This window comes from Leptospira sanjuanensis (assembly GCF_022267375.1).
Taxonomy (GTDB): domain Bacteria; phylum Spirochaetota; class Leptospiria; order Leptospirales; family Leptospiraceae; genus Leptospira; species Leptospira sanjuanensis.
The window spans coordinates 114,564-132,098 of record NZ_JAIZBH010000002.1 but is presented as its reverse complement, the minus strand read 5'-3'; the positions used below and the strand labels follow the sequence as shown (position 1 = coordinate 132,098).

The window sequence follows — 17,535 nt, the reverse complement described above, 5'->3', positions numbered from 1 at the left end:
ATCAAAGCTTTAAAACTGGTATAGTTCTTTTATCGATATGTGGTCCACTCTGCGAGTTTATCATTCGATCCAAAAGGATAGAGAGAATGTTGAGATTCCTGGTTCTTATTCCTGGATGACTTGCATGCGTACGATCTGGGTCACGGACAGCCGAATTCATAAAGAACCTTCTAAACTTCCTTCCACTTTGGAATCGTATTCCGGTTACGAAGCGTATCGTTTTTTGCTCGAAGTCATTTCCGGACTTCATTCCAGACTTTTGGGTGAGACGGAAGTTCTCGCTCAATTCCGGGAACGATTTAAGAATGCTTCGCTCCCCTCTTCCGCGTTCGGGGAATATCTCGCAAAATTCAGAGACAGTCTGATTCAAGATTCGAGAAGTATTCGTTCCCGTTATCTTCAGAACATAGGAGAACAATCCTACGGCGGGCTCGCGAATAAATATCTCAAGGATACGAAATCCGTTTCTTTGTTGGGAACGGGGCAACTCGCCGAAAAAATTCTTCCTTGGTTGAAGACGAGAAACGTGACGCTTGTGGGACGCAACGAAGAACGGCTCGCGTTTCTTTCCAAAGAAGCGGACGCTTCCGTGAAATTGTTAAGCGAATGGAACCCTTCGGGAGAAGCGATCGTCATCGCTGCGCCTTTGAATCTTTCCTCGGTTCTCGACGCAATCAAACCGGGAACGATCGTCGTAGACTTTAGGGAAGTTCCTCTGGAACAAAAATGGCCCGATTCGGTGCGGTATATTTCGTTTGCGGCGATGTTAGATTCCCTTCGTGAAACCGAAGAAAGGGCGATGCAGATCCGCGAGCAAGTGCTGCCCGCGTTAGACGATCTCGTCGAAGAACGGGAACTCGAGGCGCAGCAATTCATTTTCGGTTGGGAAGATTTGACTTGTCCCGCGTTCTGAAGATCGGTTCCCGTAAAAGCGCACTCGCAAGACTTCAGACTTACCTTGTACTCGGCGCCCTCCGAGAAAAATATCCTGATCTAATCGTCGAACTTCATTTTAGAGAAGCTTCCGGAGATCAGGATCTGCAAACCCCTCTTTGGAAGATGGGAAGCAGGGGCGTTTTTACGCAGGATTTAACGAAAGATCTTGTGGATGAAAAGGTCGATCTCGTGATTCATTCTTGGAAGGATTTGGATCTGGAAGGTCATTCGGGAACGACGATTCTCGGTGTTTTGGGCCGAGCCGATCAAAGGGACGTGCTTCTTTGGAAAAAATCCTCTCTCGACAAATATTCTCCCCGGGAACTGAAGATTCAGACTTCTTCTCCGCGTAGAGAATACAACCTGAAGAAATTCTTAGCGAAGTCCCTGCCTTCCCGTTATAAAAATTCCTCCCTTACGTTTTTGCCGGTGCGCGGAAATATCCAGACGAGAATCCGCAAATGGAGAGAATCCGACGCCGACGGTTTGGTCCTTGCAAAGGCCGCGCTCGATCGATTGTTATCGGAGAATTTTCCGAACTCGGACGAATTAGAATATCAAGAAATACGAAAGTTCTTAAAAGAGGCGCTTGCCGAATCCGTTTTTCAGATTTTCCCTCTTTCTCTCAATCCTTCCGCCCCGGCGCAAGGCGCGATCGCCGCGGAAGCCAGGTCGAACGATTCGTGGACGATCGATCTCGTTCGGACTTTGAGTGAACCGCAAGTCGTTCAAGCGGTGGAAGAAGAGCGGCGCATCTTAAAAAAATTCGGAGGCGGTTGTCATCAAAAGATCGGCGTTTCGATTTTATATCGGCCCTTTGGAAAAGTTTTATACCAACGCGGATTGACCGATTCCGGCGAAACGCTCGAAATCGAAGAGCAATTCTCCGAAACGATTGCTCCTCCCGCCGAATCGGTGCTCAGAGCGTATCCCGTTCCCGGAGAAGCCGTAAAACAAAAGCGGGTTCCGCTTTCTTCCGAAGAAGGTTTTGTTCTTTCCGCGGACGGCAAAGAGGATCGGAGAATTCTTCCGAAAGAATTGGTTCTCAAGGATTGGCTCGTCACTCGAGGAAACGCATATCCGATCATCGATCCGGCCTTGGAACACAAAGGTCTTGTGTGGACTTCCGGTTTAAAAACATGGGTTCAACTTGCCGAACGGGACATTTGGGTTCACGGTTCCTTGGATGCTCTCGGCGAAGAAGAGTTGCCCGAAGGAATTCTTTTCGGAAAGCGGTTGGACTTCGTAAAATGCACGCACGTCGGTTCGACGGAGATCGCTTCCGGATTGGAACGCGTGCTTACCTACCAAGCGCAACCGATGGAAGATCATCCCGACTTATCCGAAAAGACGCACTTATTTTGGATGAGCGCTTCCCAATTCGATAAGGCGCTTTCCTTATATCCGCAGATCAGAAATCGATTCCACGCTTGCGGACCCGGAATCACTTCCTCCCATATCCGGAACGTATTGGGAGAATCCGCAAATTTATCCGTCTTTATACGCTACGAGTCTTGGTTGGAAAGTCTCGGACTCAAAGAATTCAAAGGAAACGACCTTGGAAACCAAACAAAGAAGAATCAGGCTTAACGCTCCGCTCAGAGAACTCGCGTCTTCGGAAAGTTTAAATTCAAAAAAACTAATACAACCTTTGTTTATCGTGGAAGGCCTGAAGGAAAAAGAGAAAATGGATTCTCTTCCCGGTGTGTTTCGGGATACGGAAACGTCCGTTTTAAAACAAGTGGAATCCGATCTCAAGGCGGGAACTTCTCACTTCATTCTTTTTTTGGTTCCGGAGCTCAAATCGAATACGGAAATCCCGAAGGCGTTTTACGAACGTTCGATTTCGACTTTAAAAAAAGAATTTCCGGACGCGTTTTTGTGGATCGATACTTGTATGTGTTCTTTGACGACGCACGGACATTGCGGGCTTTTGCATCAAGACGGAAGTATCGACAATCCTTCTTCCGTAAAACATCTTTCTAAAATCGCTCTTGCGTACGCGCAGGCAGGCGCGGACGGAATCGCACCGAGCGACATGATGGACGGAAGGGTTCGCAGCCATCGTACGATCTTGGATACGAACGGTTTTTCGAATATTCCAATTTTAAGTTATTCTACTAAGTTCAAAAGCAACTTTTACGGACCGTTTCGTGCGGCCGCGGATTCGGCTCCGGGGCACGGAGATCGTTCTTCGTATCAGATCGACGTTCGCAATCGCGAGGATTCCATTCTTTCTTCGCTTCGCGACAAGGAAGAAGGCGCCGATTTTCTGATGGTCAAACCCGGAATGACTTCGATCGATTTGATAGCCCCGATCCGAGAACGGACCGGGCTGCCGACGGGAGCGTATCAGGTCAGCGGAGAATACGCATCGATTCATTATCTCGCGCAAAACGGGTTCTGCGATTTTGACGCGGCGCTCCGCGAAACCTGGCAGATCTTTTCGAGAGCCGGGGCTTCGTATTTGATCACGTATGCCGCAAGAAGAGGAAAGGAGATTTTATCGTGAATTCGCAAACGTCCCATTCAAAGTTGATTTCCGAATCGTGGAAAGGTCAAAACTCCAAAGAACTTTTTGAAAGAGCGATGAAGGTTTCTCCCGGAGGAGTTCATTCTCCCGTACGATCGTTCAGGTCCGTGGGCGGAACTCCCGTCTTCTTCGTTTCGGCAAACGGAGCCACGTTAACCGACATCGATGGGAAAGAATACGTCGACTATTGTCTGAGTTTCGGCCCTTTGATCTTGGGTCACAGAGATCCCGAAGTGGAAGAAGTCGTTCGTGAAACCGCGGGTCTTGCGTGGAGCTTCGGGGCCGCCGAGCCCTACTCTCTCGAACTCGCCGAGTTTATCACAAACAATGTCCCTTGGGCCCAGAAAGTTCGTTTCGTGAATTCCGGAACGGAGGCGGTGATGAGCGCGCTTCGTGTCGCTCGGGCCGCAACCGGAAGGGAAAAAATTTTAAAGTTCGACGGATGTTATCACGGCCATTTGGACGCCTTGCTCGTAAAAGCCGGTTCCGGTCTCGCGGGAGAATCCTCTTCCGATAGCGCGGGAATCTCCGCAACCGCTATCGCAAACACTCTCGTTCTCCCTTTGGACGACGAGGCGGCTGTCGAAAAAGTTTTTGAAACCGAAGGGAAGAATATCGCCGCATTGATCATCGAACCTCTTCCTGCAAACTACGGACTTTTGATCCAAAGAAAAGAATTCCTATCGAAGATCGTCGAGATCGCGAGAAAACACGGAACGTTAGTCGTCTTTGACGAGGTGATTTCCGGTTTTAGAACCGGCTTTCAAGGGATGTCCGGTTTGCTCGGAATCCGTCCCGATCTCGTAACGTATGGAAAGATCATCGGAGGCGGTTTTCCGGTGGGTTGTTATGCGGGTAAAAAGGAATTATTGGATCTCGTCGCTCCTTCCGGTCCGGTCTATCAAGCGGGAACCTTGAGCGGGAATCCGTTCGGAATGAGGGCGGGCCTTGCTACGCTGCGAAAAGCGCAGAGGGATTCCGTTTATTCCGTGTTAGAGGATAGAACTAAAATTCTGACGCAGGAAATGATTCGGCTTTTAAACGCGAAATCCGATCGGGAATGGGAGGCGGTCGCACATTCTTCCCTGTTCTGGTTTCGCGCGAAAACGAAAGATGCGGTCCGAAGAATCGATCGAATTCCCGAAGGTCACAGGGAAGGTTTCGCAAAAGTATTTCATGCTTTGCTAAAGCACGGAATTTATCTCGCTCCTTCCGGTTACGAAGTCGGCTTTTTATCCTGGGCGCACACGGACTCGGTCGTCGCGAAGACGTTGGAGTTGGCCGAGAAAGCGCTCAAAGAAATCTGATGTCTTCTCTTTGGAAAAATACGAGAATCCTATTCGCGATCGTTTGGCTGCTTGCCACGGTCTCGCTGGGGATTTGGTGGTTTCTGCTCGGACTCAAACTGACGAATACGGTCGCGGGACTCAGTTCCAAGCTCAACGCGTCTGCCGCCTCCGAAAATCTTCTCCTCCTCGAGCGACAAAGCAGAATGATCAAGATGGAAGGAGCGTTTTTTCTTCTGATGTTGTTTTTGGGCGGAGCGACGTTGATTTGGTTTTCTTATCGAGAAACACGCAGAAACAAAATGATCCACGACTTTTTTTCCACGGTGACGCACGAAATGAAAACTCCTCTCGCGAGCCTTCGTCTGCAGGCGGAAAGTCTTCAGGAAGAATTGCCCAATCATCACGAGAGCAAACTGCTTCAAAGATTGCTTATGGACTCGGTGAGAATCGAATCGCAGATGAATCGCGCGATGTATCTCGCGAGTCTGACAAGATCCGAAATTCTTTATATAGAAAAAACGAACGTGCGCGAAATCTTTCTTTCGATCGGAGAAGATTTCCCCGAACTTGAAATCGATCTTCAGTCTTTGGAGAACGTTTTCGTGTTCTCGGATCGAAAGGCGCTCGAAAGTATTTTTAAGAATCTTGCGGAGAATTCTTTGAAACACGGAAAGGCGACCGCGCTTACGGTGAGTTCCGAACGGCAAAGATCCGGACGAGTTCTGATATCGCTCGTCGACAACGGTAGCGGATTCGACGGGAAATACAAAGGGCTCGGCGTTCCCTTTTACAGACACGGGAGTTCGAGTGGGACCGGAATCGGATTGTATATCATAAAAAAACTGACGAATAAAATGAAAGGTTCGATGAAAATCGTTCCTCAAAAAATCGGATTCAGAGTGGACTTGGTTCTTCCGGGAGCGCCGCGATGAAGGCCAAACTCTTGTTAGTCGAAGACGATCGTTCTCTCGGGGAAACCCTACAAGAACGACTTCAGAAAGAAGGATACGAAGTCCTTTGGACCGTTTCCGCCGTGTCCGCAAAAAAATTGGTCAAAGACGAAAAGCCGCATCTCATTCTTTTGGATGTACGTTTGCCGGACGGGGACGGATTCACTCTTGCGGAAGAACTCAAAGAAACCAAGGATTGTCCTCCGTTTTTATTTTTAACCGCACAAGCGGGCGCGCCCGAACGGCTCCGCGGTTTTGAACTCGGAGCGGAAGAATTCATTCCGAAGCCGTTTCATCTCAAGGAACTTCTTCTCCGAGTCAAACACGTATTGGAATCCCATAAACATTCCATAGAAGAATCCAGATTCTTTTACAAAGACTACGTCTTGGATTTTCAAGGATTTCAGATTAAAAAGGGAAACGAAGAAATCCCTCTTTCCAAACGGGACTGCGCTCTTCTTCATTTCTTGGTTGCGGAACGCGAACGCACCGTAAGCCGCGCGGAAATTTTGGACAAACTTTGGGGAGAAGAAAGTTTCCCCACAAACAGAACGATCGACAATTCGATCGTGCGGCTTAGACAAGCCTTCGGAGAAGAAGGAGAACGAGTCATACGATCCGTACGAGGCGTCGGTTATCAATGGACCGGAGAATTAAGAAATGTCGAATGAGCGCTATTCCAACGCGATCGGCGGAATCGCACAAAAGATTCCTCCCGTATGGATGATGAGACAGGCGGGACGTTATCACAAACACTACCAAGCCCTCAGACAAAAACATTCCTTCGAGGAATTGTGCAAGATTCCCGAACTCGCTGCGGAAGTCGCGTTCGGCCCGGTGAACGAGTTCGATTTCGACGTCTCGATTCTTTTTTCCGATATTCTGTTTCCTTTGGAGGCTTTGGGGATGGGTCTGCGATACACGGACGCGGGACCTAACTTGAGTTTTGCGATCCGTTCGGAAGCCGATCTGAAAAAACTCAAGTCCGTCGAGGATTCAATTTCCTTTATGCAGTTTCAAAAGGACGCCATGGAGCTCACTCGGGAAAGAATTCCCAAAGATAAATCCGTGATCGGATTCGTGGGCGGTCCTTGGACCTTGTTTACATACGCAGTTTCGGGAAAACACGAGGGCAATCTATCTTTGCCGAAAACGTTGACAAATGTCAGAAAAGAATTCTTGAAAACGATAGTCCAATTCCTAAAAGAGAATATCGCTCTTCAGTTGGACGGCGGCGCCGAGTTGATCCTAATCTTCGATACGGCGGGCGGGGATTTATCTCCCGATTTTTTCGAGGAGATCGTCATTCCCGGCGTAAAAACCTTGGCCGATGCCTATCCGGGAAAAGTCGGATATTATGGTAGAGGAACGGCGACCTCGCACTTCGATTTAATCCGAAACATTCCTTCGCTTGCGGGATTCGGATTCGATCACAGATGGGATTTAAGACAAGTATTCCGAACCGAAAGCAGGATGATCCAGGGAAATTTCGATCAGGCCTTATTGTTTATGGAGCGCGACGAATTTAAGAAAACTCTAATCAACTTTCTCCGTCCGTTTCGGGATCTTCCCCCCGAAGAACGGATCGGCTGGGTCTGCGGACTCGGACACGGAGTTATGCCCAAGACCCCCGAAGACAACGTAAAAACCTTCGTGGAAATCGTAAGAGAGACATTTCAATGATGAGTGCAAAAGAACTGATCGCAAAGTATGATATACCGGCTCCGCGTTATACGAGCTACCCCACCGTTCCTTATTGGTCCGAAAATCCAAGCACGGAAGAATGGCTGGACAAGGTTCGAAATCGTTTAACGCCGGAGAATTCTTCCTTAGCTTTGTATCTTCATCTTCCTTTCTGCGAAACTCTTTGTTCCTTTTGCGGATGCAACACTTCGATCACAAAAAATCATTCCGTGGAAGAGCCGTATATCGATGCGATTCTTGCGGAGTTTTCCAATTATCTGAAAGAAGTCCCCGAAATCGGACAAAGAGAATTGAAGGAACTCCATCTCGGAGGAGGCACTCCGACGTATCTCGCGGAAAAGAATCTTGAGCTTCTTCTCGATTCCATATTAAAAAAGATGAATGTGGTTTCCGCGCCGGAATTCTCCTTGGAAGTGGATCCGAGAAGAACCAGAGATACGCAGCTGAAACTTCTTCACGACTTCGGATTCAGAAGGGTTAGTCTTGGAGTTCAGGATTTCGATCCCGAGGTTCAAAGACTCATCAACCGCACGCAACCTTTCGAAATGACCGAGAGAATCACGGACCTTTCCAGAAAACTCGGTTACACTTCGGTGAACTTCGATCTTATATACGGATTGCCGCAGCAAAATCTGGAGAGCATGAAACATACGGTTCGGAAAACTCTCGAACTGCGTCCGGATCGAATCGCATTCTACAGTTACGCGCACGTCCCTTGGATCAAAGCGGCGCAGAGATTATTCACAGAGGCCGATCTTCCGTCCGGTTCCGAAAAACGCGAGTTATACGAAGTGTCGAGAGAGCTGTTCCTTAAGGCGGGATATATCGAAATCGGAATGGATCACTTCGCTTTGGAATCGGATTCACTTTCCGAAGCCGCAAAAAACGGAACCCTGCATCGAAATTTTATGGGTTATACGACCCGAACCACTGACATGCTTTTAGGGTTGGGTGTTTCCGCGATTTCGGATAGTTGGGATTGTTTCCATCAAAACGAAAAAATTGTCAAAAAATATCAAAAAAGAATTCGTGAAGACCGATTTGCCACTTTGAGAGGACATAAGTTGGACGGCGAGGATTTGATACAAAGATCGTTAATTCTGCAATTATCGACGACCGGAAAGGTTATAGTACCGGAGCAAATTTTGCAGGACGTAAGGCTGTATTTGGCCTCCATGGAAGACGATACTTTAATTAGATGGGAAGGAAATCTTCTCTCTTTGACCGAAAAGGGTTGGCCCTTTCTGAGAAACGTTTGTACGGGATTGGATCTTCGATTGCGGAGAAAAAGCCCGGAATCGAGAGTTTTTTCGAGATCGATTTAGGAACGGACAGCGCGGTTTTCGGTCAAAAAGTCGTCCAATAAATTATTGAGTAGCAGTGGCGGTTCCTCCGAACGGAATCGTATAACTGAATATGGGAAGGCCCGCGTTGATATCGTTCTTAAGAAAACTTATTTTAACCTTCTGCTTATTCTTTTTAGGGATCGTTTCGGTCTCGGCCGAGACCGTTCTATTGCACGAGGGCGGAAGTTTCCGCGGTAAGGTAATCACGCAAAATCAGAAGACGATTACGGTTCAAACCAAAGAAGGCAAACGGGTTATCGCCAAAAAAGAAATCTTAAAAGTAATCTATAAAGATATCGACGAAGAAGAGGAAGAACGAATCCGAAACGCCGAGATCAAACGTTTGGAAGACGAGAAGCTCACAAAACAAAGAAACGTCGATCTCAAAAAGCAACAGGAAGAGGAAGAACGCCTTAGAAAGGAAAGAGAAGAAGCGGAAAAGAACAAGCCGCTTCCTCCTCCTCCACCTCCTCCAAAACCCGCCGTATCGAAAGCCGGGGCCTTGGGGAGGTCCGCGATCCTTCCCGGTTGGGGACAATGGGCGAGCGGAAGAAAGTTCGCAGCGATCATCTACCCTACTCTTTTCTTAGCCGCAGGTTATGCGGTATATGAGAATAATCGCAAGTATCTCGTCGCTAAAAAAGATTACGAGAGTTACGGAAATCCGTATTCGACGGATTCCCTCACTCTGGCGGCGATCGGAGTCGCAAATCCGAACTTATCACCCGTCATCACCGATCCGGTAGCCTTGTATGTCTACAACCAGGAATTTAGTCCGTATCAAAGCAAGCGCGAAGCCGTCGACAAAGCGTATAAGAATCTTCAGACGAGCATCGGCGTGTTAGCCGGAATTTATCTGATCAACTTGGCGGATGCGTATATTTTCGGCGGACAAATTTCCTCCAAAGTGGGGTTTTCGGACGGATCGTCAAAAGGATTGATCTTGGATTACAATCCGATGGCAAACTCCGGAATGCTGAACGGCGGAGCGACATCTTCCACGCTCGAATCCAAATATACCTTCGGATATAGATTCCAATTTTAATTCGACTTCGATTCTTTGGTCTTTAAGGGACGATGGGAAGCGATCGTTCCTTGAATTGCTGATTTACAATCTTTTGATTCCCGTAAAAATAGATCCGTGGCAACTCAACAACCGGATCATATCATCGTCGGCGCCGGATTTACCGGACTTCTTTACGCCACCCTCTCGGTTTTAAAGGGAGAATCGGTTCTAATCTACGAAAAGAAAAATCGCTCCGGAGGATTGATTCAATCCATCCGCACTCCGTTCGGTCTTGTGGAAACCGCCGCAAACGGAATCTTAAATTCGTATCGGTTGGAAGAATTGGCTTCCGCATTGGGTTTGGAAATCCTTCCCACGCTCAAAGCTTCTCGGAGGCGTTATATCTGGAAGAACGGCGCGCCGAGAAGACTGCCCCTTTCTTTTTGGGGCGCCTTACGCGCGTTATACGGAATGTTTCGAATCTCCGCGGGAATCGAACGAGGAGAATCCGTCTATCAATGGGGGAACCGTGTTTTGGGGGAAGACGCGGTTAAAAGCGTGCTCGAGCCGGGACTTGCGGGAGTATATGCGGGAAATCTAAAGGAGATGTCCGCAGAGTTGGTGATCGGCAGGTTCGTCGTTACGGATGAGACGCTTTGGAAAAATTTGCAGACCCTTTTTCAAAAAAGAAAATCCGAGCCCAAGGTCCCGAAACAAAGAAAAGGAACGGTTAGTTTTCGGGGAGGTTTGGGGGAATTGTTAAACGCCATGGAAGCGAAAATCAAATCCTCTCCGAATTCCAGGATTTTACAGTCCGAAGAGCCCCCTGCCCTATCGGCTTTACGAAAAAAATATCCGAATGCGAGGATCACGCTCGCCTGCGGCTTGGAATCCACGTTGAAAATTTTATCCGCAAGCGTTCCCGTTTTTAAACGATACGAAAAGGTATGCAGAACGTTGGGGGTCGTAACCGCGACGCGTTTCGGACACGAATCTCTTCTCGGAAACAAAACGGGATTCGGCATTTTATTTCCACCCGAGGCGGGGCTTCGTGCTCGGGGCGTTCTGATCAATTCTTCGATTTTTTCGGGAAGGGTTTCGGACGGATATGATTCGGAAACGTTCATCTTCGGCGGAGCGATGGACACGGAGATTTCCAAACTCAAAGAGAATGAAATCGTCGCGATTTTGGAAGAGGATCGGAAAAAGATCGCGGTTCAAAACGGAGTTCCCGTCAATCACTACGTTACGGTCTGGAAATCCGCTTTGCCTGTGTATGATTCGGCATTGTTGGCGTTCAATCAGGAGTTGGACCGAAGTTTGCCCGAAGGTGTGTATGCGGAAGGAAATTTTCGATACGGAATCGGTCTCAGTTCCATCCTGGAAAGAGCCTGGAACGTTATGCGGAACCGTCAAGATAACTGAGCGGAGCATTCTCCCGTTTTGGGAATATGGCCGCCTCTTTTTTTGCAGATACATTCTTGTTTCCGAGATTGAGTCGATTCTAAACTGAGCTTTGCGATCGCTTCGATGAACTTTCCGTAGATGCCGGGCGCGGGGATTCGAAAGTATTCGGCGATTCCGTTTTCACGAGCGACTTCTTTGAGTTGTTCTCCGATTTCTTCCAATGTTTCCAGGTGATCCCCGACGAAACTGATCGGATAAACCGCGACGCGTTTGACTCCGTTTTTTCCAAGTTCTTCGAGTTTGTGGATCGTATTCGGCTCGGTCCATTTGGACGGCCCTACTCTGCTCTGAAATGAAACATGGCAATTCCCTTGAAATCCTTTCTCCCGAAGAAGTCGTTTTAAATTTTCTACATTCGTTTCGATCTCTTCCCGGTAACGATCCCCCTTTTGAATCAAACGCATCGGAATTCCGTGTGCGCTGAAAACGAGATCGATTTTTTCCCAATTCGGAACCGCTTGAAATGCTTCCGAATGCAGGAATTCTTTTTTGTTCAATCGTCCTTGAAAAAAATCGAGAATCAAATCTCGGATCGCTTCCAGGTATTCGGAGGACGCGTGAAACGGCGGAACCCAGCCTTCTTTTCCGATCGGACATACGCGGAGGGTTTGTTCCACGAGTTTGGCGGTACTCAATACGGTGGATCTGGAGAAATGAGGATATAAAGGGAGTAGAATATTTCGTTTTGCGGGTGTGAGACGTTCTGAGTCGAACGTTCTAATGTCCGGATAACCGCAGGTCATAGCGACGTCGCCTTCCCAATTCTCGCCCGTGATTTTTTCGAGGGCTTTTGCGATCGCTTGCGCCTGTTTTTGTGTTTCAGATACGAGCGGAGAACCTCCGCCAAAACCCATCGATTCGTACGTCTTGGCGACCTTGGGCGCTCTTCTTTTTGCGATCCATCTTCCCAACGATTTGCGGAGCCATTCGGGAAGAGGAAGGTCGAAAACATAAGGGTCTTCAAAAAGATCGATCAGGAATTTTTCGATCTCCGACGTGTTTCTCGGTCCTCCGAGATTGATGAGAAGAATTCGGTTCTTCAATTCGATTTTTCCTTTATCAGTATAAAAAGCCCGTAAGGGAAAGTTCGACGTTCCATTCCTTGAGATTCATGTAATTCTTATACTGGCCTAAGTGTTGGGAAAGAATGTCGTTTTGGCTGAGCCCGCCTTTGGTTTGAAAATGTCCGTCGCCGAAAAGTCGGTGTTCGTTGAGTTTTAAGAAGATAAGATAGTTGCCGAAAATTCTTCCCGCCGATACGTTAAAATCGATTCCGAATCCGCCTACGTCTCCGATAAAATTGAGCGCTCTTTGATAATGGAAGTCCCTAAAGTGTCCAGACCAAAATACTCCCGAAAAAGAAGTCTCGAAAATCCATTCTGCGTTCGAATATCTGTATCCGAGTCCGAGAGGAAATTCGTAGGTCGAATAAGAAAGACTCAATCCTAATCCGATACGATTCAAAAAAACGGGGTTCGAGTCGAAGTATTGGAACACATCGTAGAGAACGTATTTCGTAAACGTATATTGAAAGCCGCCCGTTAGAAAAAGCCCCTTCCCTTCTTTGCGTGCATCCGGATCGGAATCGCCGAAGTATCTTCTAAAAATGAGGGATTGCCTGTCCTGTTTCATCGAAAGCCGTCCTTTGCCGTCCGCAAAGTTGCGAGATCCTATGAAGGTGTAAGGCGTATCGTAGTATGAAAATTCGCGTGTGGAGATTTTTGTCCCTCGTTCGATCGTGGGGTCTCCTAAATAGAAATCTTCGTCCCTTCCTTCTCCCGAATTGACGTATCGTCCGGTCGTTTTGACGTTCAGATCCGCTTCCCATTTTTTCCATCGCAAGGTAAATCCGAGTCCGCCGTAATTAAAATCTCGCTCGTACGTGATTCGCGAGCCGCCGCGCAAGCCGGAAAGGTTGGCGTATTTCGTTCCTGTTTCAAAGATATTGTCTCCTCCATTGCGTCCCGCAAGAATCGTAAACGAAGATTGGCGAATGAGTTTTTTGAGGAAAGGCTCGTCTTCCGCGAACGGCTTTTCTTTTTCCTGCGGCGCCGGCGGCGGTCCGATTTCGATCGGGTTTGCGTTTTGCGCTTTGATTGAAGCGGTGGATAGGAGGAGAATTGCGACTAGAGCGGATTGGATCGTTTTTTTGTTTTGATTCATAATGCTGTTTATTTATGAGCCGTATGGGATTCCGAGGGTGAAACGATTTCACCCCTTACGACCGCAAATGCGGATCAAGGCAGATTAGCCACCCTACCCTACTCATGCAATTCCGTTTTTTAGCTTTCCGGACTTCATGGGACATAGTATTGATTTGACAGATCGCATACGTTCGGACGATTCTATCCGAAGAGTTCTTCCATGAGTTCCAAAACTCTAACAACCCAACAGATCTTAGATGATTACGAAATTTCTTCTGAAGATGAATTTTTATCGAAAGTAAAGGAATGGAAAATTCCTTCCTCGGGCAAAGGAAAATACGATCGGGAAACGATCGAAAAATATTTTCAAAAATCGAATCGGGACGTTTACGATTCGACGATCATCGCGGTTTCCAATCAAAAAGGCGGAGAAGGAAAAACGACCGTCTCCGTTTGTCTTGCGGAAGCCTTATCCAAATCGGCACCGGTTCTTCTCGTGGACTGGGACGCTCAGGCGAATATCACTCAGCTTTTTTTCGGGTCGGTGGAAAGATCCGTTTTTCATTCTCTCGGCTACAGAGGAGAAGAACCGGTTCCGGTTAAGGATCTTTTGGTCCAGCTCGCGCCGGGTTTGGACCTGCTTCCTTCTTCGATTCATCTTGCGAACTTTACGACTCCCTATGAAAGGGATGATTTCGAATTGCTGAAGGATGCGCTCAAGCCGGTGCGTTCGAGCTACAAATATATCATCATCGATTGCCCTCCATCCCTGGGCCTGATTTTGGAGAACGCTTTGATCGCCGCGGACCACGTTTTGATTCCGATTCAAACCAGAGCGTTCAGCGTTCAGGGGCTGAAGGATCTTCACGCCACCATTCTTAAGATCAAGAAGAAGGCGAATCCTTCCCTCAATCTTTTGGGCGCCGTTTTGAATCAATACGAGGACGCTCGTGCGCTGGCGGGCCTTGCGGACGCGATCCGAAAGTATTTCGAGGTTTTTAGAACCGTGGTTTACAGGCGGGAGTCGATTCCGCAGGCGCAGGCGAAGAAAAAACTTCTGGGAGAATACGACGGCAAGGCGATGCAGATGTTTTCTTCCTTGGCGGATGAGGTGATGGAGAAAATTGCAAATGGCTAAACGTTCTGACTTTGCGGGTATGGATCTTCTTACCGCGTTCGGAGAAAAAGAATCGTCCAAGACCGAGATCGCTCTTTCCGATATTTCACCCAATCCGACGCAGCCGAGGGTTTTCGGGAGAGAGGACGTATCCGATTTGGTCGAGTCTATGAAGCGCCTCGGCCTGATCGAGCCGATCGTAGTCAAAAAACAGGGTAAGAAGTATCAGATCGTCGCGGGTGAAAGACGATACCAAGCCGCCAGAATTTTGAAGTGGAATACGATTCCTTCCATTGAAACTTCCGCCTCCGAAGAAAGATGTTTTGAAATGGCTCTTGCGGAAAACGAAAAACGTAAAAGCTTAAATCCTTGGGAAGTCGGTCGTGCGATTCAGTTTTTAAGAAAGGAAAAGCGTAAAACCGCAGATGAGGTCGCGAAAGTTCTAGGATTTACCGAAAGATACGTAAAGCAGCTCAGTTCCATCGCGAGGCTCGACCAAAAGTCCGTCGCCGATCTCCTTAAATCCGGAAAAGACGCTTCCGTAAAAAATCTGGAAGAGCTCTTAAAACAAAAAGAAGGCAGAGGGGGTGAAATGATTTCACCCCGAAAGTCGGCGCCGGCAAAAGTGGTTCTTCAGCTCGGCAAACTCGCCCCGCAGCAAAGGGAAAGGTTCCTGAAGGAACTATCTTCTCTCAAAAAGAAATACGGACTCAAAGACTAATTCGATTCTTTAATTTAATACGGAGAGAATATGAAACTCGCTATCATCGCCGGTCCTCACAGGAAGGTATCCCAGTCGGCAAAGGTCGCCGGATGGATCGGGAAACGTTTGGAAACGTTCGGTCATCAGGCATGGATTTTGGATTTGGGAAATCATAAACTTCCTGTTTGGGACGATTCTTTTTGGGATGGAGGAGAATATTGGGACGGGATTTGGAAGCCGATAGAAGCCGAACTGAAAAATGCGGACGCGCTCGTGTTCGTTTCCCCGGAGTACTCGGGAATGGCTTCCCCCGGTTTGAAGAATTTTATCCTCTATTGCAACTCGGCGGCGGTCGGCCATAAGCCGGTTTTGATTGCGACCGTCTCCGCGAGTCGGGGCGGCGCTTACCCCGTGGCCGAGCTGAGAATGAGCAGCTACAAGAACACAAAGCTTTGTTATATCCCCGAACATATCATCGTGCGGGACGCGGAACACGTTTTAAACGGACCGGATTCCATGAGCAAAGAGGATTCTTATCTGCGGGATCGGATCGATTTCGCTCTTAAAATTCTCGTGAGTTATGGCGACGCTCTGAAGACGGTTCGCGACTCGGGTGTTACGGTTAAAAAAGAATTTGCGAACGGGATGTGACTCGTTCCGATTCTTTCGTCTTGTAGAAGTTTCTGTGTTTCAAACGTAGTATCATTCGAGATTCTTTAGCTTTAAGTGCGGCTTCTGCGAGCTTCCCCGTTTTCTTGGATCCGAAAGTCGAAATTTTTTTTTGAAAAAAGGTTTGTCGGAACAAGGATTGCGATCTTTTACAGGATGATCTTGCATGCGGGTTCGATAGTGACATTAAAATCCGTTCTAAGATTCGGAAGTCTTGTGAAACTTCCGAAAATCTTTTGATAGAATCCGAAGTCCTTTAAAACGAAGAGGCAAGGCTAAAACGACGGAAGAATTCTCCGTCGATTGTCGGAATATAAATCGTTTGTAGGCTTACTAAGAAGTCATGTTTTCAGGAAATCCGTCAGCGATATGACTGTGAAACCGGGAAATCCCGTTAATTGGCCGAAGTTCCGTCCACTTTCCGGGAAATTCCGAAACTTACGACCCGATCCAGCGACTTCGTTACGAGCAGCCAAGTTCCAAGAGGTAAGGCGACATTGGCAAAGCCGGTGATTGCGATCGCGACCCAAGAGAAACCTTCCCCCCAAGCGAACGGACTCCACGCGTGCATCAGATGGATGAGGATCGGATGCAGCAAAAAGATTCCCATACTATTCTTCCCGACAAAGGAGAAAACGGAAATCAAAGTTTTATGTCCCTTCCGTTTCTGAACGTTTTCAGCCCAAAAGAAAAGAAAAAGGAACATCGCCAAAGGATAAAAGAGCAGGTGATTGGAGGAATCGAACTTCCAAAAAATTCCCGCGAGAAAGACGACAGTCAGATAAATCGAAATTCCGACCCAAAGAAGTTTCCGCAGAGAGTAGGGGAGGGGAGAACCGGGTTCCTGCGAAAAATTCAGAAATTCTCCGGGGGCTTTGAACCACTTTCCGGCTAACAAGCCGAAGGTGAAAAAAAACAAAAACCCGCCGAACAGGATCGGCTCGATCGTTTTTAGCCAGGGGTTTTCGGAAAAACGAAACGCGTGGTTGGCCGCAAAGTTCAAAAGGAGGGACGCGAATAGGAGGCTCAAGGCCGCTTTTTTCGAGTTATACTTTGCGCGGATCGCGTTCATTGCCGGAAAGATCAGATAAAAGGAAATCAAAAGCGGGACAAAGTAATACGGAGCGCACCAGGTTCCCAAAAGAATGCCGTATAAGTATTCTCTTATGTCCGGAAACGTTCCGAGTTTTATGGATGCGGCCAAAAGACTTACGAGAAAATAGGGAACGAGCAATGAAAGGATCTTGGGTTTCCAGTAGTCTCTAAAGTTGGCGGGTTTTAAAAAAATTCCGGAAGAAAGGATAAAGGCCGGAACTCCGAATCTCGATAGGTTCGAAAGAAACAAGGTCAAAACGGACGCGTTCCGATCGGGACCAAAGTACTGATAATACGAATTCACGTGGATGAACACGATTCCCGTGATCGCAAGGCCGCGGATAAAGTCCACGGACTCGCTTCTTCCTCCGCCGGAACCGTTTTTCGGAGGATCGGAAAGCAGAATTTGAGAAGGCCGGTTCGATAGAATGCAGATAAAAAAGAGAATACAAAGCCCGAAGAGATCGATAAAAAGTGAAAGATTCGAAGTCATAAAAGAGTGTACTTTTCCGGGGGAGTAGAATTAATATTCATCTGTCAATATGCGATTTATCGGTAAAGAAGCAAATATTTTAG

16 protein-coding genes are annotated in these 17,535 nt (G+C 47.7%); 13 read left to right on the top strand and 3 right to left on the bottom strand.

The window, feature by feature from the left end; translation table 11 throughout:
- The first annotated feature begins 37 nt into the window (after nucleotides 1-37).
- The 10 genes from LFX17_RS18600 to hemG all read left to right on the top strand — a co-directional run bounded on the left by LFX17_RS18600 (nucleotide 38) and on the right by hemG (nucleotide 11,189).
- On the top strand, nucleotides 38-913 hold the full coding sequence (locus tag LFX17_RS18600; protein WP_238748155.1) for a Rossmann-fold NAD(P)-binding domain-containing protein: 876 nt from the start codon (nucleotides 38-40) through the stop codon (nucleotides 911-913).
- Entirely contained in the window at nucleotides 898-2,526 is a 1,629-nt protein-coding gene (locus LFX17_RS18595; RefSeq protein ID WP_238748153.1) for a type 2 periplasmic-binding domain-containing protein, read from the top strand. Before LFX17_RS18600 ends, LFX17_RS18595 begins: the two co-directional genes overlap by 16 nt.
- On the top strand, nucleotides 2,495-3,448 hold the full coding sequence (gene hemB, locus LFX17_RS18590; protein ID WP_238748151.1) for a porphobilinogen synthase: 954 nt from the start codon (nucleotides 2,495-2,497) through the stop codon (nucleotides 3,446-3,448). Before LFX17_RS18595 ends, hemB begins: the two co-directional genes overlap by 32 nt.
- On the top strand, nucleotides 3,445-4,776 hold the full coding sequence (gene hemL, locus LFX17_RS18585; protein WP_238731698.1) for a glutamate-1-semialdehyde 2,1-aminomutase: 1,332 nt from the start codon (nucleotides 3,445-3,447) through the stop codon (nucleotides 4,774-4,776). Before hemB ends, hemL begins: the two co-directional genes overlap by 4 nt.
- On the top strand, nucleotides 4,776-5,690 hold the full coding sequence (locus LFX17_RS18580) for a sensor histidine kinase (protein ID WP_238748127.1): 915 nt from the start codon (nucleotides 4,776-4,778) through the stop codon (nucleotides 5,688-5,690). The genes hemL and LFX17_RS18580 overlap by 1 nt, the downstream gene beginning before the upstream one ends.
- Nucleotides 5,687-6,379: a response regulator transcription factor gene (locus LFX17_RS18575; RefSeq protein WP_118956976.1), complete on the top strand. Its 693-nt coding sequence runs from the start codon at nucleotides 5,687-5,689 to the stop codon at nucleotides 6,377-6,379. Before LFX17_RS18580 ends, LFX17_RS18575 begins: the two co-directional genes overlap by 4 nt.
- A complete protein-coding gene (locus LFX17_RS18570) occupies nucleotides 6,369-7,391 on the top strand; it encodes a uroporphyrinogen decarboxylase family protein (protein WP_238748114.1) in 1,023 nt (340 codons plus the stop codon). Before LFX17_RS18575 ends, LFX17_RS18570 begins: the two co-directional genes overlap by 11 nt.
- Entirely contained in the window at nucleotides 7,388-8,737 is a 1,350-nt protein-coding gene (gene hemN / locus LFX17_RS18565) for an oxygen-independent coproporphyrinogen III oxidase (protein WP_238748105.1), read from the top strand. Before LFX17_RS18570 ends, hemN begins: the two co-directional genes overlap by 4 nt.
- A 91-nt stretch (nucleotides 8,738-8,828) precedes the next feature.
- Nucleotides 8,829-9,803, top strand: a complete 975-nt coding sequence (locus LFX17_RS18560; RefSeq protein WP_238748103.1) for an LA_0442/LA_0875 N-terminal domain-containing protein — start codon at nucleotides 8,829-8,831, stop codon at nucleotides 9,801-9,803.
- 96 nt (nucleotides 9,804-9,899) lie between these two features.
- Nucleotides 9,900-11,189: a protoporphyrinogen oxidase gene (hemG, locus tag LFX17_RS18555; RefSeq protein ID WP_238748095.1), complete on the top strand. Its 1,290-nt coding sequence runs from the start codon at nucleotides 9,900-9,902 to the stop codon at nucleotides 11,187-11,189.
- Here hemG and hemH read toward each other — a convergent pair.
- Together hemH and LFX17_RS18545 are read right to left on the bottom strand one after the other, a co-directional pair.
- Complete coding sequence (gene hemH, locus LFX17_RS18550) at nucleotides 11,177-12,274, bottom strand: ferrochelatase (RefSeq protein ID WP_240009330.1); 1,098 nt, start codon at nucleotides 12,272-12,274, stop codon at nucleotides 11,177-11,179. The two genes, hemG and hemH, sit on opposite strands and share 13 nt — an antisense overlap.
- A gap of 16 nt (nucleotides 12,275-12,290) precedes the next feature.
- Entirely contained in the window at nucleotides 12,291-13,394 is a 1,104-nt protein-coding gene (locus tag LFX17_RS18545; protein WP_238748078.1) for a putative porin, read from the bottom strand.
- 201 nt (nucleotides 13,395-13,595) lie between these two features.
- Here LFX17_RS18545 and LFX17_RS18540 point away from each other — a divergent pair, with 201 nt between their 5' ends.
- The 3 genes from LFX17_RS18540 to LFX17_RS18530 are packed head-to-tail and all read left to right on the top strand — an operon-like array spanning nucleotide 13,596 to nucleotide 15,846.
- Entirely contained in the window at nucleotides 13,596-14,513 is a 918-nt protein-coding gene (locus tag LFX17_RS18540) for a ParA family protein (protein WP_238748061.1), read from the top strand.
- Nucleotides 14,506-15,213, top strand: a complete 708-nt coding sequence (locus tag LFX17_RS18535) for a ParB/RepB/Spo0J family partition protein (RefSeq protein WP_238731690.1) — start codon at nucleotides 14,506-14,508, stop codon at nucleotides 15,211-15,213. Before LFX17_RS18540 ends, LFX17_RS18535 begins: the two co-directional genes overlap by 8 nt.
- Nucleotides 15,214-15,243: 30 nt before the next feature.
- A complete protein-coding gene (locus LFX17_RS18530; RefSeq protein WP_238748059.1) occupies nucleotides 15,244-15,846 on the top strand; it encodes an NADPH-dependent FMN reductase in 603 nt (200 codons plus the stop codon).
- Nucleotides 15,847-16,258: 412 nt separating this feature from the next.
- On the opposite strand, the gene LFX17_RS18525 is transcribed toward LFX17_RS18530, so the two are convergent.
- Entirely contained in the window at nucleotides 16,259-17,452 is a 1,194-nt protein-coding gene (locus tag LFX17_RS18525; RefSeq protein ID WP_238748057.1) for an acyltransferase family protein, read from the bottom strand.
- Between the last annotated feature and the right edge of the window lie 83 nt (nucleotides 17,453-17,535).

What these genes read in the sequence shown, in the direction of transcription:
- LFX17_RS18600 (WP_238748155.1), top strand. Translation starts at nt 38, where the DNA reads ATGTGGTCCACTCTGCGAGTTTATCATTCGATCCAAAAGGATAGAGAG.
- LFX17_RS18580 (WP_238748127.1), top strand. Translation starts at nt 4,776, where the DNA reads ATGTCTTCTCTTTGGAAAAATACGAGAATCCTATTCGCGATCGTTTGG.
- LFX17_RS18575 (WP_118956976.1), top strand. Translation starts at nt 5,687, where the DNA reads ATGAAGGCCAAACTCTTGTTAGTCGAAGACGATCGTTCTCTCGGGGAA.
- LFX17_RS18570 (WP_238748114.1), top strand. Translation starts at nt 6,369, where the DNA reads ATGTCGAATGAGCGCTATTCCAACGCGATCGGCGGAATCGCACAAAAG.
- hemN (WP_238748105.1), top strand. Translation starts at nt 7,388, where the DNA reads ATGATGAGTGCAAAAGAACTGATCGCAAAGTATGATATACCGGCTCCG.
- LFX17_RS18560 (WP_238748103.1), top strand. Translation starts at nt 8,829, where the DNA reads ATGGGAAGGCCCGCGTTGATATCGTTCTTAAGAAAACTTATTTTAACC.
- LFX17_RS18545 (WP_238748078.1), bottom strand. Translation starts at nt 13,394, where the DNA reads ATGAATCAAAACAAAAAAACGATCCAATCCGCTCTAGTCGCAATTCTC.
- LFX17_RS18540 (WP_238748061.1), top strand. Translation starts at nt 13,596, where the DNA reads ATGAGTTCCAAAACTCTAACAACCCAACAGATCTTAGATGATTACGAA.
- LFX17_RS18535 (WP_238731690.1), top strand. Translation starts at nt 14,506, where the DNA reads ATGGCTAAACGTTCTGACTTTGCGGGTATGGATCTTCTTACCGCGTTC.
- LFX17_RS18530 (WP_238748059.1), top strand. Translation starts at nt 15,244, where the DNA reads ATGAAACTCGCTATCATCGCCGGTCCTCACAGGAAGGTATCCCAGTCG.
- LFX17_RS18525 (WP_238748057.1), bottom strand. Translation starts at nt 17,452, where the DNA reads ATGACTTCGAATCTTTCACTTTTTATCGATCTCTTCGGGCTTTGTATT.